Source organism: Plantactinospora sp. B6F1 (genome assembly GCF_040120695.1).
Taxonomy (GTDB): domain Bacteria; phylum Actinomycetota; class Actinomycetes; order Mycobacteriales; family Micromonosporaceae; genus Plantactinospora.
The window spans coordinates 98659-121624 of record NZ_JBEEAC010000018.1; the positions used below are offsets into that span (position 1 = coordinate 98659).

Annotated in this window: 20 protein-coding genes; 7 read left to right on the top strand and 13 right to left on the bottom strand. The window is 70.5% G+C overall.

What is annotated here, in order from left to right:
- The first annotated feature begins 14 nt into the window (after nucleotides 1–14).
- Entirely contained in the window at nucleotides 15–1253 is a 1239-nt protein-coding gene (locus ABNF97_RS22230) for a glycoside hydrolase family 1 protein (protein ID WP_349339665.1), read from the top strand.
- A gap of 279 nt (nucleotides 1254–1532) precedes the next feature.
- Here the strand turns inward: ABNF97_RS22230 and ABNF97_RS22235 are convergent, their stop codons facing one another.
- The gene (locus ABNF97_RS22235; RefSeq protein ID WP_130463893.1) at nucleotides 1533–2585 is read right to left on the bottom strand and encodes an Atu2307/SP_0267 family LLM class monooxygenase; all 1053 of its coding nucleotides are present in this window, start codon (nucleotides 2583–2585) and stop codon (nucleotides 1533–1535) included.
- Nucleotides 2586–2908: 323 nt separating this feature from the next.
- Between ABNF97_RS22235 and ABNF97_RS22240 the strand changes: the two genes are divergently transcribed.
- Nucleotides 2909–4174: an SGNH/GDSL hydrolase family protein gene (locus ABNF97_RS22240; RefSeq protein ID WP_130463892.1), complete on the top strand. Its 1266-nt coding sequence runs from the start codon at nucleotides 2909–2911 to the stop codon at nucleotides 4172–4174.
- 108 nt (nucleotides 4175–4282) lie between these two features.
- Here ABNF97_RS22240 and ABNF97_RS22245 read toward each other — a convergent pair whose 3' ends face one another.
- The 7 genes from ABNF97_RS22245 to ABNF97_RS22275 form a co-directional block, all read right to left on the bottom strand.
- Nucleotides 4283–5419: a DUF5685 family protein gene (locus tag ABNF97_RS22245; RefSeq protein ID WP_349339666.1), complete on the bottom strand. Its 1137-nt coding sequence runs from the start codon at nucleotides 5417–5419 to the stop codon at nucleotides 4283–4285.
- An 86-nt stretch (nucleotides 5420–5505) separates the two neighbouring features.
- Nucleotides 5506–6084 (bottom strand): gluconokinase, GntK/IdnK-type, encoded by a 579-nt coding sequence (locus ABNF97_RS22250; RefSeq protein ID WP_130463891.1) that lies wholly within the window; start codon nucleotides 6082–6084, stop codon nucleotides 5506–5508.
- Nucleotides 6074–7303, bottom strand: a complete 1230-nt coding sequence (manD, locus tag ABNF97_RS22255; RefSeq protein WP_130463890.1) for a D-mannonate dehydratase ManD — start codon at nucleotides 7301–7303, stop codon at nucleotides 6074–6076. The genes ABNF97_RS22250 and manD overlap by 11 nt, the downstream gene beginning before the upstream one ends.
- Nucleotides 7304–7358: 55 nt before the next feature.
- The gene (gene dgoD, locus ABNF97_RS22260) at nucleotides 7359–8507 is read right to left on the bottom strand and encodes a galactonate dehydratase (protein WP_130463889.1); all 1149 of its coding nucleotides are present in this window, start codon (nucleotides 8505–8507) and stop codon (nucleotides 7359–7361) included.
- Between the two features lie 64 nt (nucleotides 8508–8571).
- Nucleotides 8572–9396: an ABC transporter permease subunit gene (locus ABNF97_RS22265; protein WP_130463888.1), complete on the bottom strand. Its 825-nt coding sequence runs from the start codon at nucleotides 9394–9396 to the stop codon at nucleotides 8572–8574.
- Complete coding sequence (locus tag ABNF97_RS22270) at nucleotides 9396–10322, bottom strand: carbohydrate ABC transporter permease (RefSeq protein WP_349339667.1); 927 nt, start codon at nucleotides 10320–10322, stop codon at nucleotides 9396–9398. Before ABNF97_RS22270 ends, ABNF97_RS22265 begins: the two co-directional genes overlap by 1 nt.
- Before the next feature lie 70 nt (nucleotides 10323–10392).
- Nucleotides 10393–11661, bottom strand: coding sequence for an ABC transporter substrate-binding protein (locus ABNF97_RS22275; RefSeq protein ID WP_349339668.1), 1269 nt, complete (start codon nucleotides 11659–11661; stop codon nucleotides 10393–10395).
- Between the two features lie 150 nt (nucleotides 11662–11811).
- On the opposite strand from ABNF97_RS22275, the gene ABNF97_RS22280 reads away from it, so the two are divergent.
- Both ABNF97_RS22280 and ABNF97_RS22285 read left to right on the top strand, forming a co-directional pair.
- Complete coding sequence (locus ABNF97_RS22280) at nucleotides 11812–12573, top strand: FadR/GntR family transcriptional regulator (RefSeq protein ID WP_349339669.1); 762 nt, start codon at nucleotides 11812–11814, stop codon at nucleotides 12571–12573.
- 159 nt (nucleotides 12574–12732) lie between these two features.
- Nucleotides 12733–13854, top strand: coding sequence for a 5-methyltetrahydropteroyltriglutamate--homocysteine S-methyltransferase (locus ABNF97_RS22285; protein WP_349339670.1), 1122 nt, complete (start codon nucleotides 12733–12735; stop codon nucleotides 13852–13854).
- A gap of 130 nt (nucleotides 13855–13984) precedes the next feature.
- Here ABNF97_RS22285 and ABNF97_RS22290 read toward each other — a convergent pair whose 3' ends face one another.
- On the bottom strand, nucleotides 13985–14299 hold the full coding sequence (locus tag ABNF97_RS22290; RefSeq protein WP_130463885.1) for an SMR family transporter: 315 nt from the start codon (nucleotides 14297–14299) through the stop codon (nucleotides 13985–13987).
- 176 nt (nucleotides 14300–14475) lie between these two features.
- A complete protein-coding gene (locus ABNF97_RS22295; protein WP_130463884.1) occupies nucleotides 14476–15636 on the bottom strand; it encodes a CorA family divalent cation transporter in 1161 nt (386 codons plus the stop codon).
- A gap of 751 nt (nucleotides 15637–16387) precedes the next feature.
- On the opposite strand from ABNF97_RS22295, the gene ABNF97_RS22300 reads away from it, so the two are divergent.
- The 3 genes from ABNF97_RS22300 to ABNF97_RS22310 all read left to right on the top strand — a co-directional run bounded on the left by ABNF97_RS22300 (nucleotide 16388) and on the right by ABNF97_RS22310 (nucleotide 20642).
- Nucleotides 16388–17980, top strand: coding sequence for a glycosyltransferase 87 family protein (locus ABNF97_RS22300; protein WP_130463883.1), 1593 nt, complete (start codon nucleotides 16388–16390; stop codon nucleotides 17978–17980).
- A gap of 422 nt (nucleotides 17981–18402) precedes the next feature.
- The gene (locus ABNF97_RS22305; RefSeq protein ID WP_349339671.1) at nucleotides 18403–20070 is read left to right on the top strand and encodes an alkaline phosphatase family protein; all 1668 of its coding nucleotides are present in this window, start codon (nucleotides 18403–18405) and stop codon (nucleotides 20068–20070) included.
- Nucleotides 20071–20264: 194 nt separating this feature from the next.
- The gene (locus ABNF97_RS22310) at nucleotides 20265–20642 is read left to right on the top strand and encodes a VOC family protein (RefSeq protein ID WP_130463880.1); all 378 of its coding nucleotides are present in this window, start codon (nucleotides 20265–20267) and stop codon (nucleotides 20640–20642) included.
- 118 nt (nucleotides 20643–20760) lie between these two features.
- Here the strand turns inward: ABNF97_RS22310 and ABNF97_RS22315 are convergent, their stop codons facing one another.
- The 3 genes from ABNF97_RS22315 to ABNF97_RS22325 form a co-directional block, all read right to left on the bottom strand.
- On the bottom strand, nucleotides 20761–21225 hold the full coding sequence (locus ABNF97_RS22315) for a TIGR03618 family F420-dependent PPOX class oxidoreductase (RefSeq protein WP_130463879.1): 465 nt from the start codon (nucleotides 21223–21225) through the stop codon (nucleotides 20761–20763).
- A gap of 114 nt (nucleotides 21226–21339) precedes the next feature.
- The gene (locus tag ABNF97_RS22320; RefSeq protein ID WP_130463878.1) at nucleotides 21340–22119 is read right to left on the bottom strand and encodes a CoA-transferase subunit beta; all 780 of its coding nucleotides are present in this window, start codon (nucleotides 22117–22119) and stop codon (nucleotides 21340–21342) included.
- Nucleotides 22116–22934 carry a CoA-transferase gene (locus ABNF97_RS22325; protein WP_130463877.1) on the bottom strand — a complete coding sequence of 273 codons (819 nt, stop codon included), beginning with the start codon at nucleotides 22932–22934 and terminating at the stop codon, nucleotides 22116–22118. The genes ABNF97_RS22320 and ABNF97_RS22325 overlap by 4 nt, the downstream gene beginning before the upstream one ends.
- Between the last annotated feature and the right edge of the window lie 32 nt (nucleotides 22935–22966).

Here is a 22966-nt window from a genome sequence, read left to right on the forward strand (position 1 = left end):
GGATGATTGACCGCATGAGGCGCTTCCCTGACAGCTTCCTGTTCGGTGTCGCCACCTCCGGTCACCAGACGGAGGGGGACAACACCAGCAGCGACACCTGGTTCCTGGAGAACGTCCGGCCGACGGTCTTCGCCGAACGCTCCGGTCGTGCCTGCGACAGTTGGACCCGGTGGCGGGAGGACCTTGATCTGGTTGAGTCCATGCGACTTGGCGCCTTCCGGTTCTCCGTGGAGTGGGCCAGGGTCGAGCCGCGGGAGGGCAGCTTCTCCACCGAGGCGTTGGATCACTATGCGGCGGTTGTCGACAGCTGTTCGCAACGGGGTGTGGCTCCGGTCGTGACCGTCAACCACATGACCTGTCCACATTGGTTCGCCAAGCGTGGTGGCTGGCTCGATGCCGCCGCACCCGCGCTGTTCGCCCGGTACTGCGCCAAGATGATGGACCACTTCGGTGACCGGATCACCGCAGTCGTCACGCTCAACGAACCGAACCTGCCGCAGCTACTGTCCTGGGCAGGCACGCCGGCATCCGTCAGGGAGTTGGAGCGGACCATGCTGGAGGCGGCGAGCGCCGCCGCGGGCGTGCCCCGCTACCGCGTCAGCAACATCATGCTGCCGGAAGAGTTTGACGCCATGCGGGATGGCATGACGGCGGGCCACCTTGCCGCCCGGGCAGCGCTCAAGGCTGAGCGGCCCGACCTGCCCGTGGGCCTGTCCATCGCCATCGTGGACGACCGTGTGGCCGGCGGCAACGCGACGCTGCGCGACCGCAAGCGCGCCGAGGTGTACGACCACTGGCTGCGGCTGGCACGCGGGGACGACTTCATCGGCATCCAGAACTACGAGAGCGCGGTCTACGACGCCGAGGGGCTGTTGCCGCCGCCGCAGGGGGCCACCCTCAACCAGTTGGGCTCGACGATCGACGCGGAGTCGCTCGGCGGCGCCGTGCGGTACGCACACGAGATCAGCGGTGTGCCGGTCTTCGTGACCGAGCACGGCATCGGCACCGACGACGACGCCCTACGGGCGGCCTTCATCGAATCGTCGCTGGCCGGCCTGCTCGACGCGATCGACGACGGCGTACCGGTGCTCGGCTACTGCCACTGGACCCTGCTGGACAACTTCGAGTGGGCCGCCGGCTACGATGCCTTCCGCTTCGGGCTACACACGGTGGACAGGAAGACGTTCGCTCGTACCCCGAAACCGAGCACGAGCAGGTACGCCGCCATCGCGGCCAGCCGGAGCCTGAACTGAGTCGGCTCCCGCCCGCAACGAGCGCGGAGCCAGGCAGGGCTGCGCGATGGCGGTGCCGAGGCCGTGATGCGGGTTGACGGTTGGGTGGCCGATATACGCCTGGGCGAGTCCCACGAAGTCCATGCCGGCGTGCTCGGCCGCGTACCCGAGCGCTTCGTCCTCGGCCAGGGCACGCCTGATCGAAGCAAGGTCGAGCAGAGGTGCCCATTACCCGGAGAACGGCGGTTGGCACCCGGCTCCCGCCTCGCCCGCGGTGGTGCCCAGCGGTGCCGCCCCTGGTCAGGATGCCGGATCGCCGTCCGCGGCGAGAAGCTCCCGGACCCGGGGGACCACCCGGGTGGCGTACCGCTCGATCGTCTCCATCAGGTGCTCGTGCGGCAGCGTGCCGGCCGAGTACTTCAGGTCGAAGCGCTGCACCCCGAGCACCCGTACCGTTCGGGCGACCTTGCGGGCGACGGTCTCGACGGAGCCGACATGCCAGGCGCCGTTGGCGATGTCGGCGTCGAAGCGGCTCCGGGTCATCGGCGGCCAGCCGCGCTCGGCACCGATCCGGTTGAACAGGACCCGGACGTGCGGCCAGAGCAGGTCGGCCGCCGCCTGGTCGGTCTCGCCGACGAAGCCGGGCGCGTGCACCGCGACCGGCAGCGGCTGCCGGCCGAATTCGGCGAGCGCGCGGTGGTAGAGCTGCACGTACGGGGCGAACCGGGCCGGCTCGCCGCCGATCACGGCCAGCACCAGCGGAAAGCCGTACCGGGCGGCGCGGACCACCGACTCCGGGCTGCCACCGACACCGATCCGGGTCCGGATCCGACCCGATTCCGTCTTCGGATAGACGTGCTGCTTCTCCAGCGATGCGCGTACCGTGCCCTGCCAGGTGACCGCGTCCTCGGTGAGCAGGTGCGACATCAGCTCGGTCTTCTCCTCGAAGAGCCGGTCGTAGTCGGTCAGGTCGTACCCGAAGAGCGGGAAGGACTCGATGAACGAGCCGCGGCCCAGGGTGATCTCCGTCCGGCCCCGGGCCAGCGCGTCGAGGGTGGCGAAGCGCTCGAAGACGCGTACCGGGTCGTCGGAGCTGAGCACCGTGACCGCGGTGCCGAGCCGGATCCGCTCGGTCCGGGCGGCGATGGCGGCCAGTACGATCTCGGGGGCCGAGACCGCGTAGTCGTCCCGGTGGTGCTCGCCGAGCCCGAAAGCGTCGATGCCGAGCCGGTCGGCGAGGACGGCCTCCTCGACCACGTCGCGGATCACCTGGGCGTACGGCACCGGGTTGCCCTCGGCGTCGGCGGTCACGTCGCCGAAGCTGTCCAGACCGAATTCCACGGCGGTCGCCATGTCGTCCTCCTTCACCGGTTGCCGGTCGTCGTACCCGTGCGACCGGCTCTCCGGGCGGTAACGGCGCTGCCGAGGGCGGCATTCCCGCCCGCGCGGGTGCGAAACGCCACCGCTGACCGGTACGCCGGTCGCTCGGACGGGCTTATCAGGTCCGCTGCTGCTCCGGGTACGGTGACGCGGCCCGCCGCGGGACTCAGGTACGACTTCCGGTCGTGGGTTGCCGGCCGGGATCCGTGCCATCCGTTGACCCCGGTTCGGGTGCGTGATCTGATGCCCGAACGCGAAGAAGCTTCGATATTTCGATCAGACCTTGGGGGTCGGAGATGGTCGGATTCCGTCGACCCGCGTTCGCCGCGGCGCTGGCGCTCACCCTCGCCGCCGCCGGCACGCTGTCGGGCATTGCCACCGCACCGGGTACGGCTACCGCCGCGCTGCCGACGGCCGCGGTCGCGCTCGGGGACAGTTTCGTCAGCGGTGAGGGCGCCGGCGGATACCAGCCGGTGGTGGACGTCAACGGTACCCCGCAGAGCTTCCCCGGCTGGTCCGCGCCGAACAGCAACGCCTTCTTCTGCCACCGGTCGGCGAACGCCTCGCTGCACCAGGCGAACCTGCCCGGCATCTCGGCCCGGTTCAACCTCGCCTGCTCCGGCGGCCAGCCGTACGACATCGCCAACGCCTCCGCCAGCCGGGCCAAGGGGCGTACGGTGGCGGCCCAGCTCGACCAGCTCCGGGCGGTGGCGCAGACCCACGACATCGACCTGGTACTGCTCGGGCTCGGCTCCAACAACAGCTCGTTCACGTTCGGCGACGTCGCCTCGGACTGTGCCAACCGGTTCATCGCGGACGCCTGGACCGGCTGGTGGGAGTTCTGGGCGTACCTCGGCGGGCCGGTCGAGCAGTCGCCGTGTGCCGGTGACGACCTCGGCACCCAGGCCGAGTTCGCGGCGGCGACGGCCGAGACCACCAGCGCGGTGCGGCAACTGCTGACCACCCTGGACCAGGTCGACGCCGACGGGCAGCACCGGATCGTCTTCCAGGACTACACCAACCCGCTGCCGTTCGACTTCGAGTCCCGGTTCCACGAGGAGGACAACCGCAACGACAGCCGGGACAAGTTCCGGGCCCTGGGCGCCGAGCGGTACGCCGCCGGTTGTCCCGTGCACCGGGCCAGCCTGGCGGCCGGGCATCTCTTCTCCGCCAATCTTGGCACCCTGGTCCGGTCGGTGCACGGCACCATGCGGGCCGAGTTCCCCGGAGACGACCTGGTCTACCTGAACGTGCAGCGGGCCTTCGACGGCGCCCGGCTCTGCGAGACGGGGTCCAGCCCGACCGGCGCGCTCGCCACCCCGATCCGCCTGCAGGACGGCCCGACCGGGGTCCCGGTGACCAGCCTCTCCGGCTACGACAAGATTGCCATTCAGCGGATCGCCAACGCCTGCGTCACGTACTTCCAGACCTGCCAGGAGTCCTGGCACCCGAACGCGGCCGGGCACGCGGTGCTCGGACGGTGCCTCGCGGGGGCGGCGGCCACCTCGAACCGGGCCGTGGCGTGCGTCCGCTCCGGCACCGGTGTGATCACCGTCAGCTGAGTCGGGCCGCCCATCCGGCAGGTCGGGTCCGCACCGGCGGCGGGATCCCGGTGCGGACCCGACCGTCGTCTCACCGGCGGCCGGGGCAGCGCGGTTGTCGGCACCGGCTCAGCAGCAGTCGCAACAGTCGCAGCAACTGCAGCAGTCGCAGTCGCAGTGCCTGGTGCACCAGCAGCGGTCGCCGCGGCTGCTGCGGCGGTACCTGCTCCAGCGCGGCTGCCACAGCCCGCAGGTGCAGGTGGTGAGGACGCAGGCACCGCCGATCACCAGCCGTCCGCCGCAGCCGTCCGGCCTCGACTCCGGATGCCACACCGGCTGTGCCGCCCGATTCTGCGGGACGAGCGGCACCCCGTGTTCGGTGGCCGGACGGTCCATCGGCGCACCCGCCAGCGCGAAGGTCCGCTCGATGGCGTCGGAGACCTCACGGTCGAGCAGTGCCCGGACCAGCCTCCGGTCCCGCAACTCCAGGTCGGCCAGGGCCAGTCGCAGGCCGTGGTGCGCGTCCTCGCACAACCGGCGCGCCTGCGCCAGGTCGGTGCCGCTGGCCCGCAGCGGGTTGAACGCCTCCCGCGCGACGTCGTCGGCGTAGTCCTCGACCGCGTCGAGCAGGTGCGCGATCCGGCCGAAGTACCGGCCGACCTCGGCCAGCCCGGCGGCGTTGCCGGGCCGGCCGGCCAGCGTCGCGGTGTGCGCGAACGCGGCCGCCACGGCGGTCTCGGTCGGCTCGGTGGCGAGCAGCACCGGCACGCCCGGCACGATCCTGGACTCCAGCTCGGACTGCCGGGCCACCGCGGCCAACAGCACGCCGGTGTCGAAGCCGACGCCGTCACCGGTCCGGGCGCCGGCCTCGGCCCAACCGTCGGCCAGCCGGCCGGCGACTCCGGCCAGGGCGGGGACCCGCAACGCGCCGTCCCGGTCGGCGACGTGGTCGAGGGTCTTGCCGGCGGCGAGGACCAGCGAGACCGCGGCCGCCAGCCGGGCGCCGGGATCGTCCGAGGAGAGCACCGAGCCGCGCCGGAAGCCACGCAGTGCGCACGGCGCCGCCGGGCGGTACGAGGCCGGGGCCGGGCGCTGCGCATCCAGGAGTACGGAGACCAGCAGGCCGTCGTAGTTGGTGGCCAGCCGGGCCCGATGTCCGTGCTCGTCGCGCAGGGTCAGACAGAGCCCGCAGAGGTGGCCGAGCCAGGCTGCGTGCAGCTTCCCGCACATCCGGTGCCGGCACGGCCGTACGATCCCGAACAACACGTCCCCCCAGATCGATCCGGCTGCTGCGTCAGCCTAGCGGCCCGGTGCACCTGCCAGCGGGGACGGAACGGGAGCGTTCCGCTCGGTCACGACGTACGCTGACCCGCCTGCCGGTCCAGGTCGAGGCCCTCGACCGCTGCCTCGACCAGCTCCTCCGGGGTCGCCGCGACGTCGAGGGTGAGGACCCGCTCGTCCGGTGCCGGCCGTTCCAGCGTGGCGATCTGCGAGTCGAGCAGGCTGGCCGGCATGTAGTGCCCGGCCCGCTGGGAAAGCCGTTCCCGGATCACCTCCGCCGCCCCGTCCAGGAAGACGAAGTCGACGCTCGGCGGCCCCTGCCGGAGTACGTCCCGATAGGAGCGCCGCAGCGCCGAGCAGGCCAGTACCGTGGAAACCCCCTCGGCGGCGCGCTCGGCCATCCAGCCGGCGAGTTCGCGCAGCCAGGGCCAGCGGTGCGTGTCGTCGAGCGGCACCCCGGCCCGCATCAGCTCCACGTTGGACTCAGGGTGGAACTCGTCCGCCTCGGCGAAGGTCAGCCCGGTCAGCTCGCTGATCCCCACCGCCACGGTGGTCTTGCCCGATCCGGAGACTCCCATCACCACCACGTGCCGGGTGGACCGAATCGGCCCGGCGCCGCGCGACGGGCCGGAGCCGCCCTCACCAGTCATGGACGGTGCCGTCCTTGAGCCGGTTGAACGGCAGGTACGCCGGCTGGTACGGGAACCGGGCGGCCGCCTCCTCGTCGAGTTCCACCCCCAGGCCGGGCTGCTCTCCAGGGTGCAGGTAGCCGTCGGTGAAGGTGAAGGACTGCCGGAACACCTCGTCGGTCAACGGACCGTGTCGCATGTACTCCTGGATGCCGAAGTTGTGGATCGCCAGGTCCAGGTGGAGCGCGGCGGCCATCCCGACCGGGGAGATGTCGGTCGGCCCGTGTATCCCGGACTTGATCTGGTACTGCGCGGCGAAGTCGAGCAGCTTGCGCATCGCGGTGATCCCGCCGGTGTGTGTCACCGCGGAGCGGACGTAGTCGATGAGCTGTTCCCGGATCAGCGTCTGGTAGTCCCAGACCGTGTTGAAGACCTCGCCGATCGCCAGCGGGGTGGTGGTGTGCTGCCGGACCAGCCGCAGCGCCTCCTGGTTCTCCGCCGGGGTGCAGTCCTCCAGCCAGAACAGGTCGTACGGCTCCAGCGCCTTGCCGAGCTTGGCGGCCTGGATCGGGGTCATCCGGTGGTGCCCGTCGTGCAGCAGCGGCAGCTCGGGGCCGAACTCGTTGCGGACCGCTTCGAAGACCTCCGGCAGGTGCCGCAGGTAGGCCCGGGTGTCCCAGTCCTCCTCGGCGGGCAGTGGTGCGCGCTGCGCCGGCTCGTAGTCGTAACGCTTCCCGTCCACACTGGGCTGGGTGGCGACCCCGTAGACCGCGTTGATGCCGGGGACGGAGGTCTGCACCCGGATCGACCTGAAGCCGAGTTCCAGGTGGCGGCGGATCGAGTCGAACAGCTCCGGGACGTCCCGGCCGGACGCGTGCCCGTAGGCCATGATGCCGGTCCGGGACGCCCCGCCGAGGAGCTGGTAGAGCGGCATCCCGGCGGCCTTCGCCTTGATGTCCCAGAGTGCCACGTCGACGGCGGCGATCGCGGCCATGGTGACCGGGCCGCGCCGCCAGTACGCCGATCGGTAGAGGAACTGCCAGGTGTCCTCGATCCGGTGCGGGTCCCGTCCGATCAGCAGCGGTACGACGTGGTCGGCCAGGTAGGAGGCGACCGAGAGTTCCCGCCCGTTCAGGGTGCCGTCGCCGAGCCCGGTGATCCCGTCGTCAGTGGTGATCTTCAGTGTGACGAAGTTGCGGTCGGGGCTGGCGACGATCACGTCTGCCGCGACGATCTTCACGACATGCCTTTCTGCGCTGGGGTGGTGGACGGGAGCGGCGGACCGAGGGGCCGGCTCACCACTCCGCGAAGGAGCCGTCGGGGTGCCGCCAGACGGGTCCGCGCCAGCTGTGCCCGCGCTCGTCCGCCCGGCGTACGGCATTCTCGTCGATCTCGATGCCGAGCCCGGGACCGGTGAGCCGGTGAATGTACCCGTCGGCGAATCCGAACGGGGTCCGGTCGACCAGGTAGTCCAGCACCTCGGCGTCGGCGTTGTAGTGGATTCCGATGCTCTGCTCCTGAATCAGGTAGTTCGGGGTCGCGAAACCGACCTGGAGGCAGGCGGCCAGCGCGATCGGTCCGAGCGGGCAGTGCGGTGCGAGTTGTACGTCGTACACCTCGGCCAACGCGGCGATCTTACGGACCTCGGTGATCCCACCGGCGTGCGACAGGTCAGGCTGGGCGACCGCGATGCCGGCCTGGAGCGCCGGCAGGAACTCCTGCCGGCTGTAGAGCCGCTCTCCGGTGGAGACCGGGGTGCTGGTCGACCGGACGAACTCGCCGAGCAGGTGCGAGTTCTCCGGTACGACCGGCTCCTCCAGGAAGAACGGCCGGAACGGCTCCAGCAGCGGGGCGACCCGGCGGGCGTTGGCCAGGGTGAACCGGCCGTGGAAGTCGACGGCGACGTCCCGGTGCTCGCCGAGCACCTCTCGGGCGGCGGCGACCCGGCGGACCACCCCGTCGAGTTCGGCGACCGAGGCGACCGGGCTCATCCGGCCGGAGGCGTTCATCTTGACCGCGGTCAGCCCCGCCGCCACCTGCGCGGCAATGTGGTCGGCGACCTCGGCCGGCTCGTCGCCGCCGACCCAGCCGTACATCCGGATCCGGTCCCGGACCGGGCCGCCGAGCAACTGGTGCACCGGAGCGGCGAAGTGCCTCCCGGCGATGTCCCAGAGCGCCTGGTCGAGGCCGGAGACGGCGCTGGCCAGGATCGGCCCGCCCCGGTAGAACGACCCCTTGGTCATCACCTGCCAGTGGTCCTCGATCCGCAGCGCGTCCTGGCCGATCAGCAACTCGCTGAGCTGGTGCACGGCGGTGCGTACGGTCTCCGACCGGCCCTCGCAGGTCGCCTCGCCCCAGCCGACGGTCCCGTCCGCGGTCTCGATGCGCACGAACAGCCACCGGGGTGGCACGAGGAAGGTCTCCACCCGCTCGATCTTCGTCACGCCGCCCGCCTCAGCATCTCTGTCACGGTCTCCGTCCTCGGCATCTCCGGCACGCCGTCCGTCCTCAGCCCTTGGTCGCGCCGGCGGTGAGGCCGGAGACGACGTACTTCTGCACGAACAGGGCGATCAGCATGATCGGCAGGGTGACCACGGTGGACGCGGCCATCAGGCCACCCCAGTCGATGCTGGCGTAGCCGACGAAGTCGAAGATCGCCACCGGCAGGGTCTTGGTGTCGGCGCCGGAGAGCACCAGGGCGAACATGAAGTTGTTCCAGGAGAAGATGAACGACAGGATGCCGGCGGTCGCGATGCCCGGCGCGGAGAGCGGCAGGGTGATCCGCCGGAAAGCACCGATCGGGGTGAGCCCGTCCACCTGCGCCGACTCCTCCAACTCCAGCGGCAGGCTGTCGAAGAAGCCCATCAGGATGTAGACCACCAGCGGCAGCGACACGAACATGTGGCTGAGGATCAGCACGGTGAAACCGCCGACCAGCCGCAGGTTGGAGAAGACGTAGTACCAGGGCACCAGCAGCGAGACGCCGGGGATGACCCGGGCCATCAGCACCACCAGCGCCGACTTGCGCATGTTGAACCGGCTCATCGAGTACGCGGCCGGCACGCCCAGGATCAGCGACAGTACGGTGGCCGCGAACGCCACCCAGAGGCTGTTGCCGACGAACTGGAGGTAGTTCGCCTGGTCGAGGACCTTGGAGTAGTTCTCCAGCACCGGCGTGAACACGAACGCCCTGCCGGAGTCGTAGATGTCGACGTTGGTCTTGAACGAGGCGGCGACCATCCAGAGCAGCGGGGCGATCAGCGAGACCACCACCACGGCCAGGGCCACCGCCCGGAAGACCTGGTACGGGGTGCGACGCTTGCGGCGGGCCATCACTGTGCGCCCTTCTTGCGGCGGGACGTCAACGCCCACATCGAACCGATGATGATCAGGAAGAAGATGATGAGCACGGTCGACGAGACGCCGTACTCGTTGTAGTCGAAGCTCAGCCCGTACGCGTAGACGTTCAGCGTCTCGACCTCGTGGAACGAGCCGCCGCCGCGCCCCTTGGTCGCGTACAGGATGTCGAAGGTCTTCAGGGCGTCGATGCCGCGCAACAGGATCGCCACGATCACCGTCGGCATCAGCAGCGGCAGGGTGACGTGCCGGAACCGCTGCCAGGCGCTCGCCCCGTCGACCCGGGCCGCCTCGTCCGGCTCGTTCGACAGCGAGGTGAGCCCGGCCAGCAGGATCAGCGTCACCATCGGGGTCCACTGCCAGACGTCGATGAAGATGGTCGTCGGCAGCGCGCTGTGCTGACCGGCCAGCCAGGGCTGCGGTCCGATCCCGACCCAGCTGAGGATCTGGTTGGCCATTCCGATGTTCGGGTCGAAGATGAGCCGCCACATCATGCCGACGGCGACCGGGGTGGCGACCAGCGGCAGCAGGATCGCCACCCGGACCCAGCGTTCCCCGCGGAACGGCCGCCACAGCAGCAGCGCGATCGCCATGCCGAGGACGACCTCGAAGAGCAGCGCGACCCCGGTGAAGCCGACCGTACGCAGCACGGCGGGCCAGAACCGGCTGGTGTCGGAGAGCACCTCGAGGTAGTTCGCGAAGCCGATGAACTCGGACTCGGCCCGTACCGATCCCTCGGCGTCGGTGAGGCTGAGGTAGATCGTCCAGGCCAGCGGAAAGATGATCAGCGCACCGACGAACGTCATGGCCGGTGCGGCGAAGAGCCACTTGCGGTGGTTGTTCGCCCAGCGGGTCCAGCCGGTCAGTTCGCCGGACGGCTGGGGGGATGCCAGAGATGCCATGGGGTGGTCTTTCCGGTCGGCGGATCCGCCGCGCGGGGTGACGGATCGCTCCGTCACCCCGCGCGATGGCCTACTTCTCGTCGTCGAGGAGCTTCTGGAACGCCTCGTTCGCCGCCGCGGCCGAGCCGGCCACGTCCTTGCCGGTGATCGCGTCGACGATCGGCTGACCGACGAGCTCCCGGGCCTCGGCGACCTTCACGACCAGCGGCCGGTCGTGGCCGACGCCGTTCTCGGTGCTGACCTTGATGGCCTCCGCGAGGTCCGTCGGGTAGGTCGCGACACCCTCCGGGTTGGCCCAGACCGAGGTACGGGCCCCCGGCACGCCACCCTTCTGCTGCGCCAGCGTCTGGTCCTTGCCGGCCGCCCACTGGATGAACTTCCAGGCGTTGCTCTGGTTCTTCGAGCCCTCGTTGATGCCGAGCGCCCAGGACGGGATGTTGTACGGCTTGGAGCCGGCCGGGCCGGCCGGGAACGGCGCGAACCCGACGGTGTCGGAGACCTTGGACTTGGCCGGGTCGGTGGCGTTCTTGTAGAGCGAGTTGGCCTCGGTGTAGAAGGCCGCCTTGCCCTGGGTGAAGATCGCCATCGCCTCGGACCAGCTCATGTCGGTGCTGATGTTCGCCGGTCCGTGCTCGCGCAGCAGTCCGCCGTAGTACTCGTACGCCTGCCGGGCCTGCTCGGTGTTGACGCTGGCCTTGCCGCTGCCGTCGACGAAGTCGCCGCCGAAGCTGTACAGGAAGCTGGAGAACTGGGTGACCGCGGCGGCCTTGCCGGTCCGGGCCACGAAGCCGGCGGTGCCCGGGTTGTCGGCCTCGAGCTTGGCAGCCATCGTCTTCAGCTCGTCCAGGGTCTTCGGCGGTGCGCTGAAGCCCGACTTCTCCAGCAGGTCCTTGCGGTAGTAGAGGACCTCCTGTTCGGTGATGATCGGGATGCCGACCAGCTTCTCCTCGTAGGTGGTGGCCTGCACCGGCGGCGCCTGGAAGTCGGCCATGTCGAACGCCGAGTCCTCCTTGGCCTTGTCGGTGAGATCGGTCAGGTAGCCGTTCTTCGCGAAGAGCTTCCCCTCCTGGAGGGGCCGGTACATCATCACGTCGATGTCGCTGGAGCCAGCGTTCAGCTTGACGTTGTACTGGTCGGAGAGCTGGTCCTCGCCGAGCTGGGTGACCTCGACCTTCAGGCCGCTCTGCTGCTCGAACTCCGACAGGACCTGCTTTATGTTGTCTGTCCAGACGTGGTTCACCAGGGTCACCCGCAGGGTGTCCGACCCGCTGTCATCGCCGCCGCCTCCGCAGGCGGACAGGCCGAGGGCAGCCACCACGGCCAGAGATGTTCCGATCACTGAGCGACGTAACACGTCCATCTCCCCTTCCCTCGCGACGACCCGCCGTTGGGGCGCCGCCCGCGGACTCCTACGTCCGCCTAATGCCGGATGCTAGGCCGATAAACCTGACTTAAGCAATACCAGGCTACTCACTGATAGGCTTTATTTATGGCCATGCCGTCACCCGAGGTCACGTCTGTCCGGCTCGACGCCGGCGAGTCCGGGCTGCACGCCCAGCTGCTCGATCAACTGGGCACGGCCGTCTGCGCCGGCCAGCTCGCGCCCGGCTCCGTGCTCTACATCGACGATCTTGTCGAGCAGTACGCCGTCTCCCGGTCGGTGGTCCGCGAGGTGCTGCGGGTGCTGGCATCGATGGGACTCGTCGAGTCCCGTCGGCGGGTCGGCACCCTGATCCGGGCAGCGGGCGACTGGAACGTCTTCGACCCCCAGGTGATCCGCTGGCGACTCGCCTCGGCCGGCCGGATCGCCCAGCTCCGCTCCATCACCGAACTGCGTACCGCCGTCGAGCCGCAGGCCGCCTCGCTCGCCGCGCTGCGGGCAACCCCGCAGGAGGCCAGCGAGCTGGTCGGCCTCGCCGCGAAGATGTGGGCCGCGGGCAAGGCCGGCGACGAGCCGGAGTTCCTCCGGCTCGACATCGAGTTCCACCGGCAGGTGCTGGTCGACTCCGGCAACGAGATGTTCGTCAAGCTGCACGAGTTGGTCGCCGAGGTGCTGGCCGGCCGGCACCACTACGACCTGATGCCGCACTATCCGCACGAGGAGGCGCTGCAACTGCACGCCGACGTCGCCCAGGCGATCCAGCGGCGCGACGGCGAGCGGGCCAAGACCGCCATGGTGCAGATCATGGAGCAGGCGATGACGGAGATGAGCGCCATCTGGGCGCAGACCGGCCCCGATCCGGCCTCCTGAGACCGATTTCCGTCAATGGACGGTCAGCCCGGGCGGCGGTGTCGTTCCTAGATCATCGGGCCGGGCCGGCGGACTATCGTTGGCCGGGACCGCGCCGTGGCGGTACCGACGGCGGCGCGTGCCGACCGAGCGCCCGTACCAGGAACAGAGGGGACCACCATGGACACACCATCCCGTCCGCCGTTCCGCGCCGACCACGTCGGCAGCCTGCTGCGCCCCGCGCGGCTGCTGACCGCCCGGGCGGACCGGGCCGCCGGGCGGATCTCCGCCGAGGAACTGCGCGCCGTCGAGGACGACGCGATCCGCGAGGTGGTACGCCTGCAGGAGAGCATCGGACTGCGAACCGTCACCGACGGCGAGTTCCGGCGTACCTCCTGGCACATGGACTTCATCTACCAGCTCGGCGGGATCGACCCGGCCGACGAGAAGCTGACCGTGCAGTTCTTCAACGCCTCCGGCAAGCTGGAGTTCCAGTCGGCGGCGCTGCGGGTGCACGACCGGGTGAAGCTGACCGACACCATCTTCGGTGACGCGTTCACCTTCCTGAAGCAACAGGTCACGACGGGCACGCCGAAGCTGACCATCCCGTCGCCCAGCATGGTGCACTACCGGGGCGGCCGGGCCGCCATCGACACCGCCGTCTACCCCGAGCTGGACCAGTTCTGGACCGACCTCAGCGCCGCCTACGCCGAGCAGGTGCGCCGGCTCGCCGACCTCGGCTGCGGCTACCTCCAGTTCGACGACACCAGCCTGGCGTACCTGAACGATCCCCGGCAGCGGGAGATGGTGGCCGCCCAGGGCGGCGACCCGGAGCACCAGCACGAGCGTTACATCCGGCAGATCAACGCCGCACTGGCCGGCCGGCCGGCGAATCTGGCGGTGACCACCCACATGTGCCGGGGCAACTTCCGGTCCTCCTGGGCAGCCGAGGGTGGCTACGACTTCGTCGCCGAGGCGCTCTTCGGCCAGCTCGACGTCGACGGGTTCTTCCTGGAGTACGACGACGAGCGCTCCGGCGACTTCGCGCCGCTGCGGTTCGTCCCGCCGGGCAAGAGGGTGGTGCTCGGACTGGTCACCACCAAGCGGGGTGAGCTGGAGAGCAAGGACACGCTCAAGCGCCGGATCGACGAGGCGGCCCGCTACGTACCGTTGGAACAGCTCTGCCTCTCGCCGCAGTGCGGCTTCTCCTCGACCGTGGAGGGCAACGCGCTGACCCGGGAGGAGCAGATGGCGAAGCTGCGGCTGATCGTGGAGACCGCGCAGGAGGTCTGGGGCGACTGACCACCGGCACACCGAGGTCCGCGCCGGGGCCGGTCGGTCAGTGAACCTTTTTCAACCTGAACCGCGCGGCGCTCATGCACCGCGTCCGACCTTGCAGTCCGTCGGACCGCAAGGGGAGGTTGAAAAAGGTTCAGTGGAACACCTTGAGGCCGACCACCCCGGCCAGCAGCAGCACCAGCGACAGCATCCGCGGCACGCTGGCCGACTCGCCGAACAGGAGGATGCCGGCCAGCGCGGTGCCGGCAACCCCGATGCCGACCCACACCGCATAGCCGGTACCGACCGGGATGCTCCGCAGCGCGTAGGCGAGGCCCGCCATGCTGAGCACCAGGGCGACGGTGAAGACCACGGACGGGCCGACCCGGGTGAAGCCCGCGGAGCGGCTCAGCGCGAGCGCCCAGACCGACTCCAGGAGTCCGGAGAGAATGAGGACCAACCACGCCACGACGATCGACCGCCTTCCACATCGGTCGTCTTTGCAGGCCGGGTACGACACGTCCTCGTCCGGGATGTCCGCTTCGGCGCGGCATCGTCCTAGAGGTTAGCTCACGGATGTGGCGGGCGGCATGCACCGCACAGGATTCACGGCGCGCCTGCGACTGCCGCGCCGATCACCGGCGATCACAGCCAGTCGCGGCGTTTGAAGATCACGAAGAGGGTGGTGCAGACCACCAGCATCAGGAAGAGCGCGAAGGGATAGCCGAGGACCCAGTGCAGCTCGGGCATGTAGTCGAAGTTCATCCCGTACACCGTGCCGATCAGGGTCGGCGCGAACAGGATCGCCGCCCAGGCGGAGATCTTCTTGATCTCCTCGTTCTGCGTGTAGCTGGCCACGGTCAGGTTCTTGACCTCCTCGTTCTGCGCCTGTGACACCAGGGTGGCGTTCAGGGTGAGGATGTCCGCCAGGATCTGGCGGAACTCGTTGACCCGCTCCGAGGCGGTGGTGGCGTGGTCGGCCACGTCGCCGAGATAGCGCCGCAGTTCCTCGTCGGTGCCGTACTTCTCGAACCCGGCGGTGAGCCCCTGGAGGATGTCCAGCAGCGGCCGGGTGGCCCGCTGGAACTCGATCACCTCACGGGAGAGTTCGTAGATCCGCCGGCTCACCCGGGGATCACCGCGGAAGACCTCGGTCTCGATCTCGTCGATGTCGTTCTGCAGCCCGCCGACGACCGGGGCGTACCCGTCGACCACGCTGTCCAGGATCGCGTACAGCACCGCCTCCGGGCCGCGCCGCAGCAGGTCGGGGTCGTTCTCCATCCGGCGACGTACGGCATTCAGGTCGGGCGCCTGCCCGTGCCGTACGGTCAGCACGAAGTTGGCCCCGACGAAGACGTGTACCTCGCCGAAGTCGACCTCCTCGACATCGTCCAGGTAACGGGCGGCCCGGAGCACCACGAAGAGCGTGTCGCCGTACCGTTCGAGCTTCGGCCGTTGGTGCGCGACGATGGCGTCCTCGACGGCCAGCTCATGCAGCCCGAACTCCTCGGCGACGGTGAGCAGTTGCCCCTCGGTCGGCCGGTACAGGCCGATCCACGCCATCGTGCCGGGGTGCTCCCGCAGCCGCTGACAGGTCTCGGCGAGGTTCGGCGAGCCGTCGACCCGGTGACCGTCCCGGTAGATCGCGGAGGTCACCACACTCTCCTCCGCCGGAGGCGGCACGCTGGGCTCCTCGGCCGCCCTCGGGTCCATCGACAACTCCGGCGGCGACTGCGGGTACCGGTCCTGGGAGCGGCGCAGGGCCCGCTTCGCCGGACGGAGGGCGCGCGAACGCCAGTCGGACATGGGCAGCCTCCACAGCGAAACCGTCGAGCGACACGTGCGGGGCCCCACGAAACAGTGGATCGCACAACCGGTCGACGGGACCCTCGGGCCGTCGTCCCATCCCACGCCCGCCCCCGGCCGAGCACGACCGACCGCTGGCCAACAGCACGGAAATGTTGACCAACCCCCACGGTAGGCGTCCGCGCGACCCTTCGCACCCCGAGTCGCGGACAACGCCGGGCCGGCCGGCCAACCGGGTCGACCGAGCGGGAACGGCGGGGCGGCTGGTCAGCCTCCGGCGACGGAGGGGATGACCCGGATTTCCGCCCGCTCCGGTACCGGCGTGTCGAGGCCGCCGGTACCGGAGCGGGCGGTCCTTGCCGTCGACGTACACGTTGACGTATCGGCGTAGCTGTCCCTGCTCGTCCCGAATCCGCCGGATCAACCGGGGCCACTCGGCGGCCACCTCGTCGAAGACGGCTCGGAGGGTGCCCGCCGCGGCGACGTCGAGCCGACTGGCACCGGCCGTCTCGCCGCGCAGCGCGGCGGGCACGATGACGGTGACCATCCGCTCAGACCTCCGCGGCCCGGACGCAGTGATCACTTCTCCGATCGGACGTACGCCGTTGATCTCCGCCGGCCAGTATGCCGAGCGGCACCGACAAAACCCGCAGTTCGGACGCGGGTGGCGAGGGATCGCCTCGGTCACGACAAGGACTCCGTACGGTGTCGGTCGATCTCCCGCCGGAGCCCGGCTGTCTAGACTCGCCCGATGGGCAGTCGCAGGGGGACGATCGCGCTCTGGGGAGTCTTCGCCGCCATCGCCGCGGTCTCGTCGATGCTCGTGCTCCGCCGGCCGCCCTGGGAGCGCCTGTCGGACCTGCACATCTACTACGGCGCCATCCGGCACCTGCACGCCGGCCAGCCGCTCTACGAATTCGTCGCCGAGAACGGCGGACCGTTCACGTACCCGCCCTTCGCCGCACTGGTCCTCTCGCCGATCGGCCTGCTGCCCGAGGGCGTACTCCAACTCTGCTGGCTGGCGCTGACCTGCGCGGCGGTCGCCGCCATCGCCGTCGCGGTGGGCGGCGCCGTCACCCCGGCGCGGCACCGGCGGCCGCTGGTGGTCGCCGCCATCGCCTGCGCGCTGATGCTCTCCGCGCCGGCGCAGAGCAACCTGCGGTTCGGCCAGGTCAGCATCTTCATCGTGCTGTTGGCCCTGGTCGACGGGATGGGCCTGACCCCGGCCCGGTACCGGGGCGTCCTGGTCGGGATCGCCGCCGCCGTCAAGCTGACCCCGCTGCTGTTCGTGGTCTTCTTCCTCGTCTCCCGCCGCTGGCGCGACGCCGGTCGGTCGGTCGGCGCCTTCCTGGCCGCCGCCCTGGTCGGCGCGGTCGTGCTGCCGGCCGACAGCTGGGCCTTCTGGACCGGCACCTTCCTCGACACCTCCCGGGTCGGCAACCTCGCCTCCCTCGGCAACCAGTCGCTGCACGGCATGCTGCTGCGGGTCGGTGCGGACGGCGACACCTTCCCGCTGCTCTGGGCCGGCCTGGTGCTGGTCGTCTGCGGCGTGGCGCTGTTGCGGGCACGGCAGCTCCAGCTCTCCGGGCAGCCGGCACCCGCCGCCGTGCTGATCGGCTGCGCCACCGTGGCGGCCTCGCCGGTCTCCTGGACCCACCACCAGATCTGGCCGGTACTGGCCGCGATGTTCCTGGTCGGAGCGTACGGAGTGGCGCGCCGGGTGGCTGGCGTCGCGGTGCTGGCCGCGATGGTGCTGTCGCTGGGCGCGCTGCTCAGTTCGGTCTCGATGACCCCGGGACTCCAGTTCCTCTTCGAGAACTCCCGTTCCCTCGCCACCATCGCGCTGTGCCTGGCCGGGTTCGGCGGGGCCACGGTCGCGGCGGTCGCCGCCGGTCGGCGTACCTCCACCGCCCGGGGCTGGTTGCGGGTGGGCACCGCCGCCGTGGCCGTGGTCGCCTTCTTCGCCGTACAGCCGCTGCCGGCGGGGGCGGACCCGACGTTCAAGGCGTACTCGATGTCGGACGTGCACAACCCGCGCTACTTTTTCGTCTGCCGCAGCGCGGCCGAGTGTGCGGCATTCGGCGCGGGCGCGCCGATCACCTTCGAGGTCGCCGCCGAGAAGACCAAGGTACGCGTCAACGGGGTCGTCGACGCCACCGTGGCCCGGCTGGCATACCAGTCCGCGCCCGGGGGCGCCGCCCGGACGATTCCGCTGCTGAAGGTCTATCCGGGGCAGTGGCTCTTCTCGTTCCGTTCGGCCAACCTCTCGCACGGCCGGCTGACCGCATACCGCGCGGACGGCAGCCCGATCGCCACGTACAGCGAGGAACTCGCCGTCGGGTGACGCCGCCGATCCGGATCGGGGTTCATCGCCCCCTCGGCCGGCGGCCGAGGCCGGTCCGGGATGTTAACGTGGCGCCCGGATCGCGACGGGGCACGGAGAGCCGGTCACCGCCTCGACCCTCGCCGGCCGGCCGTACGGGGTTGGCGACGACCGCCCGCGCGCGACCGTGCGGGTCGGTCACCACAGTGGCGAGCGGGCGTCACCAGGCTTCACGGGAAAGGGCCCTTGGATTGTCGGCTTTCACGCCCCGTCGTCGAACCCCGACCGATGCCGTGCCGGAGCCGCCGGGCGTCCCGACCACGGACGACGGCCCTGCGCGGCCCGAACCGGCCGACCGGGCCAGACCCGCGTCCGACGCGCCGGCCGACGTCCGCGCCGATCAGGCGTCCGGCGTCGCCGGGGCCGATGACGGTGGGACCGGCGTGGCCGGCGACGGTACCGCCGCGCCGGGCGCCCGTGACGACGCGAGCGCCGCTCCCGCCCGGCCGGGCGGCCGGGCGCGAACCGTGGCGGCCGGGCTGGCCAGCGGCCTGGCCCTGCTGCTGGTCGTCTTCGCCATGCTCGCGCCGAACCAGCTCACCCTCTTCACCCCGGCCGCGTTCCTGCGGCTGCCGCTGGAAGCCCTGCTGGTGGTCTCGCTGGTGCTGCTCCTGCCGGCCCGGGGACGCCGGATGGTGGCGGTACCCGTCGGGGTGGCCCTCGGGTTGCTGGCCATCGTGAAGGTCATCGACCTGGGCTTCTTCGCCGTGCTGGCCCGGCCGTTCAACCCGGTCTTCGACTGGATCTCGTTCGAGGCCGGAACGGACTACGTGGCGGAGTCGTACGGCCAGTTCGGTGCCGTCGTCGCGGTGGTCGCCGCCGGACTGCTCGCGGTCGGCCTGCTCGTCCTGATGACCTGGGCGGTGCTCCGGCTGACCCGGTTGGTGGTCCGGAACCGCAGGGCGGCGACGCACATCGTGTCGGCCCTCGGCGCCACCTGTGTCGTCGGTGCCGTACTCGGCGTGCAGATCATCCCGGATGTGCCGATCAGTACGCTCAGCTACGACCGGGCCCTCCAGGTGCGCGCGGCCCTGCGCGACCAAAAGGTGTTCGCGGCCGAGGCCCGGGTCGACGCGTTCGGCGACACTCCCGGTGACCAGCTGTTGACCGCGTTGCGGGGCAAGGACGTGGTCCTCGCCTTCGTCGAGAGCTACGGCCGGTCGGCGATCGAGGACCCGGCCCTCGCCCCGGGGGTCGGTGCCACCCTCGACACGGGCTACACCCGGCTGCGCGCCGCCGGCTATGCGGCGCGCAGCGGCTGGCTGACCTCGCCGACCTACGGCGGCGGGAGCTGGCTGGCCCACGGCACGCTGCTCTCCGGACTCTGGATCAACAACCAGCAGCGCTACACCCACCTCGTCGCCAGCGACCGGATGACCCTGAACCGGGCCTTCCAGCGCGCCGAATGGCGGACGGTCGGGGTGATGCCGGGCATCACCCAGGCATGGCCGGAGGGGAAGTTCTTCGGCTACGACGAGGTGCACGCCTCGAAGGAACTCGGCTACCGTGGCCCGCAGTTCAGCTGGGCGCAGATGCCGGACCAGTACACGCTGTCGGTCTTCGAGCAGCGCGAGCATGCCGACCCGGACCACCCGCCGGTGATGGCGACGATCCCGCTGGTGTCCAGCCACGCACCCTGGGCGCCGCTCCCGGAGCTCATCGGCTGGGACGAGCTCGGCGACGGATCGATCTTCGGCCCGATGGCGGAGGCGGGCGAGTCGCCGGAGGACGTGTGGCGGGACACCGGCAAGGTGCGGACGCAGTACGGCCGCGCCGTCGAGTACTCGCTGAACACCATCGTCTCCTATCTGGAGCGGTACGGCGACGACGAGATCGTCTTCGTCTACCTCGGCGACCACCAGCCGGCACCGATGGTGACCGGGGAGAACGCCAGTCACGACGTACCGATCACCATCGTGGCCAAGGACCCCGCCGTGCTGGACCGGATCTCCGGCTGGAACTGGCAGGAGGGCCTGAAGCCCGGTCCGGACGCTCCGGTCTGGCCGATGAGCGACTTCCGGGACCGGTTCCTCACCGCCTTCGGCCCCTAGGCGCCGGCCCGGCCCGCCTCGGTGTCATCGGGGGTCGTCTCGGTGTCGCCGGGGGTCGTCTCGGTGTTGTCGGTGGTCGTCTCGGTGTTGTCGGTGGTCGCCGGTAGGATCTGCGAACTCCGGCCGTGGTGATGGCCGGCGCCCGGACCCTGTCCGACTCCAAGGCTCTGACCAGCGTTCGGAGGTTCCGAATCATGCGCGACGGCACCGGTCTGACCCTGACCACCGTCAACCTGAGCGCACCGGACCCGGTGGCTCTCGCCCGTTTCTACCAGCGCCTCCTCGGGTTCGAGATCATCGAGGAGGAGCCGGACTGGGTGCTGATGCGCGATCCGGCCGGAGGAGTCAGGCTGGCCTTCCAGACCGAGTCGCCCTACCGCAGGCCAAGCTGGCCGGCGGGCGCCGACGACCAGCAGATGATGATGCACCTGGAGATCCAGGTCGACGACCTGGCGAGCGCCGCCGCGCACGCGGTGGCGTGTGGCGCCACCCGCGCCGACTTCCAGCCGCAGCAGGACGTCCTCGTCCACCTCGACCCGGCCGGTCACCCGTTCTGCCTCTACCTGGGCTGATTGCCACCCTGCCGGGACGGCCCGCTGTCCCGCCGCCCCGGATATGCACCCCGGTGCTCGGGGACCATCGTCGAGGTGGGCGGCCGATGACGCTCCCGACAGGCCCGGGTCCGGTGGATCAGTCGGCGAGGCGGGCCGGGAAGCCGCCGGTGGCGACCGGGCCCCAACTGTCGATGGTGACCCGGATCAGCGACTTGTCCTGCCGCCGCATGGCCTCGCGGTACTCGTCCCAGTCCGGGTGTTCGCCGGAGATGCACCGGAAGTACTCGACCAGCGGCTCCAGCGCCTCCGGCAGGTCGAGCACCTCGGCCGTGCCGTCGACCTGGACCCACGGTCCGTTCCACTCGTCGGAGAGGACACAGGCGGAGACCCGGGGATCCCGGCGGGCGTTGGTCGCCTTCGCCCGCTCGGGATAGGTCGAGACCACGATCCGGCCCTCGGCGTCGACCCCACAGGTCACCGGCGAGGACTGGGGTCGACCGTCCGGGCGGGTCGTCATCAGGATGGCGCGGTGTCGGGGCCGGAGGAAGGCGAGCAGTTCGGCGCGGTCGACACGGGTGTTGGTCGCGATGCTTCGGCTCATCGAAGTTTTCTATCAGGCTGCCGCCGCTGCTGCGCGGGCGCGGTCGGCCGGGGAACGGGTCGGGGTCCGCCTCCCGGCCGACCGCCGCGCGCGTTACGGGCACCGCGCAGCGGTTCAGGCCGTGGATGCGGAGCCGTCGTCAGCGCTCGCGGCCTTGAGGGCACGGAGCACCGACAGTTCAGAGTCGCCCGGCTGCTCGGTGGTACGCAGGTCGTCGGCGACCCGCAACCGCCATCCGGTCGCCGCGCGGGCCTGTTCCACGGTGGCGCCCGGATGCAGTCGGGTCAGCACCAGTTCCCGGGTGGACGGATCGGGCTGGAGGATACCGAGGTCCGTGATCACCACCTGCGGCCCGGCCCCGCGCAACCCGAGCCGCTCCCGGTCACCGGCACCGGTGCCGTAGCCGAACGAGGTGACGAAGTCGACCCGCTCGACGAACGTACGCCGACTCTGCCGCATGATGACGACGACCTCGCGGCAGGAGGCGGCGATCTCGGGCGCGCCACCGGCCCCGGGCAGCCGCACCTTCGGGTCGCGGTAGTCGCCGCCGATGGCGGTGGTGTTGATGTTGCCGTACCGGTCGAGCTGGGCGCCGCCGAGGAATCCGATGTCGATCCTGCCCGGCTGGAGCCAGTAGTTGAAGACCTCCGGGACGCTGACCACCGCGTCGGCGGTGTCGGCGAGGATGCCGTCGCCGATCGACAGTGGCAGCCGGTCGGGCTTGGCGCCGAGGCATCCGGACTCGTAGATGAGCACCAGCCCGGGGGCGTGGGTGGCACGGGCGAGGTTGGCGGCGGTACTCGGCAGGCCGATGCCGACGAAACACGAGGTGCCGTCCCGCAGTTGCCGGGCGGCGGCGATGGTCATCATCTCGTCGGCGGTCCAATTGCTCACGTGTCCCTCCGGGCGCCGAGGACGTGCTGCCGCATCCAGCCGGTGAACGTGTCCCGGTCGCGGCTGATCGCGTCCCACGACTGGTAGAAGGTGTTGTCCCGGACCGAGTAACCCTGGGTGTAGGACGGATGCGAGCCACCGGGCGCGAGCGCGACCGCGTTGACCGCCCAGGTCGGCAGGACCACCTGGGTGGGCACCGGTGCCAGCGAGTCGACGATCTCCTCGACGGTGACCAGGGACCGCCTGGCGGCGAGCACCGCCTCCTTCTGCACTCCGGTGATGCCCCACATCTGTACGTTGCCGGCCCGGTCGGCCCGCTGGGCGTGCACGATCGTGACGTCGGGGTTCAACGCCGGCACGGCGGTGAGCACATCGCCGGTGAACGGGCAGGTGACGGGCTTGATGGTGGCGGTGTGCCGGGCCAGGTCGGTGCCGGTGTAGCCGCTCAGCACCGCGAACGGCAGCCCGGACGCTCCGGCCACGTAGCGGTTCGCCATCCCGGCGTGGCTGTGCTCCTCGATTTCCAGCGGGGCGGGCCAGCCGTGCTCGACCGCGTCCCGGAACCGGTGCAACGAGCCGACGCCCGGGTTGCCGCCCCAGGAGAAGACCAGCCGTCGGGCGCAGCCCATCCCGATGAGCTGGTCGTAGATGACGTCCGGGGTCATCCGGACCAGTTCCAGGTCGCGCCGCCGCTGCCGGACGATCTCGTGGCCGGCGGCGAACGGAATCAGATGGGTGAATCCCTCCAGCGCCACCGTGTCACCGTCGTTGACCAGTTCGGCCACACCTTCGGCCAACGAGACGATCTCGGCCATCCGTCTCCAGTCTCCTGATCGCGCGTCGTCGC

Bases quoted from the DNA above. Each gene is read 5' to 3' on its own strand.
- ABNF97_RS22310 (WP_130463880.1), top strand. From the start codon at position 20,265: ATGCGCGACGGCACCGGTCTGACCCTGACCACCGTCAACCTGAGCGCA.
- ABNF97_RS22325 (WP_130463877.1), bottom strand. From the start codon at position 22,934: ATGGCCGAGATCGTCTCGTTGGCCGAAGGTGTGGCCGAACTGGTCAAC.
- ABNF97_RS22265 (WP_130463888.1), bottom strand. From the start codon at position 9,396: ATGGCCCGCCGCAAGCGTCGCACCCCGTACCAGGTCTTCCGGGCGGTG.
- ABNF97_RS22240 (WP_130463892.1), top strand. From the start codon at position 2,909: ATGGTCGGATTCCGTCGACCCGCGTTCGCCGCGGCGCTGGCGCTCACC.
- ABNF97_RS22270 (WP_349339667.1), bottom strand. From the start codon at position 10,322: ATGGCATCTCTGGCATCCCCCCAGCCGTCCGGCGAACTGACCGGCTGG.
- ABNF97_RS22295 (WP_130463884.1), bottom strand. From the start codon at position 15,636: ATGTCCGACTGGCGTTCGCGCGCCCTCCGTCCGGCGAAGCGGGCCCTG.
- ABNF97_RS22235 (WP_130463893.1), bottom strand. From the start codon at position 2,585: ATGGCGACCGCCGTGGAATTCGGTCTGGACAGCTTCGGCGACGTGACC.
- ABNF97_RS22285 (WP_349339670.1), top strand. From the start codon at position 12,733: ATGGACACACCATCCCGTCCGCCGTTCCGCGCCGACCACGTCGGCAGC.
- ABNF97_RS22230 (WP_349339665.1), top strand. From the start codon at position 15: ATGAGGCGCTTCCCTGACAGCTTCCTGTTCGGTGTCGCCACCTCCGGT.
- ABNF97_RS22250 (WP_130463891.1), bottom strand. From the start codon at position 6,084: ATGACTGGTGAGGGCGGCTCCGGCCCGTCGCGCGGCGCCGGGCCGATT.
- ABNF97_RS22280 (WP_349339669.1), top strand. From the start codon at position 11,812: ATGGCCATGCCGTCACCCGAGGTCACGTCTGTCCGGCTCGACGCCGGC.
- ABNF97_RS22315 (WP_130463879.1), bottom strand. From the start codon at position 21,225: ATGAGCCGAAGCATCGCGACCAACACCCGTGTCGACCGCGCCGAACTG.
- ABNF97_RS22300 (WP_130463883.1), top strand. From the start codon at position 16,388: ATGGGCAGTCGCAGGGGGACGATCGCGCTCTGGGGAGTCTTCGCCGCC.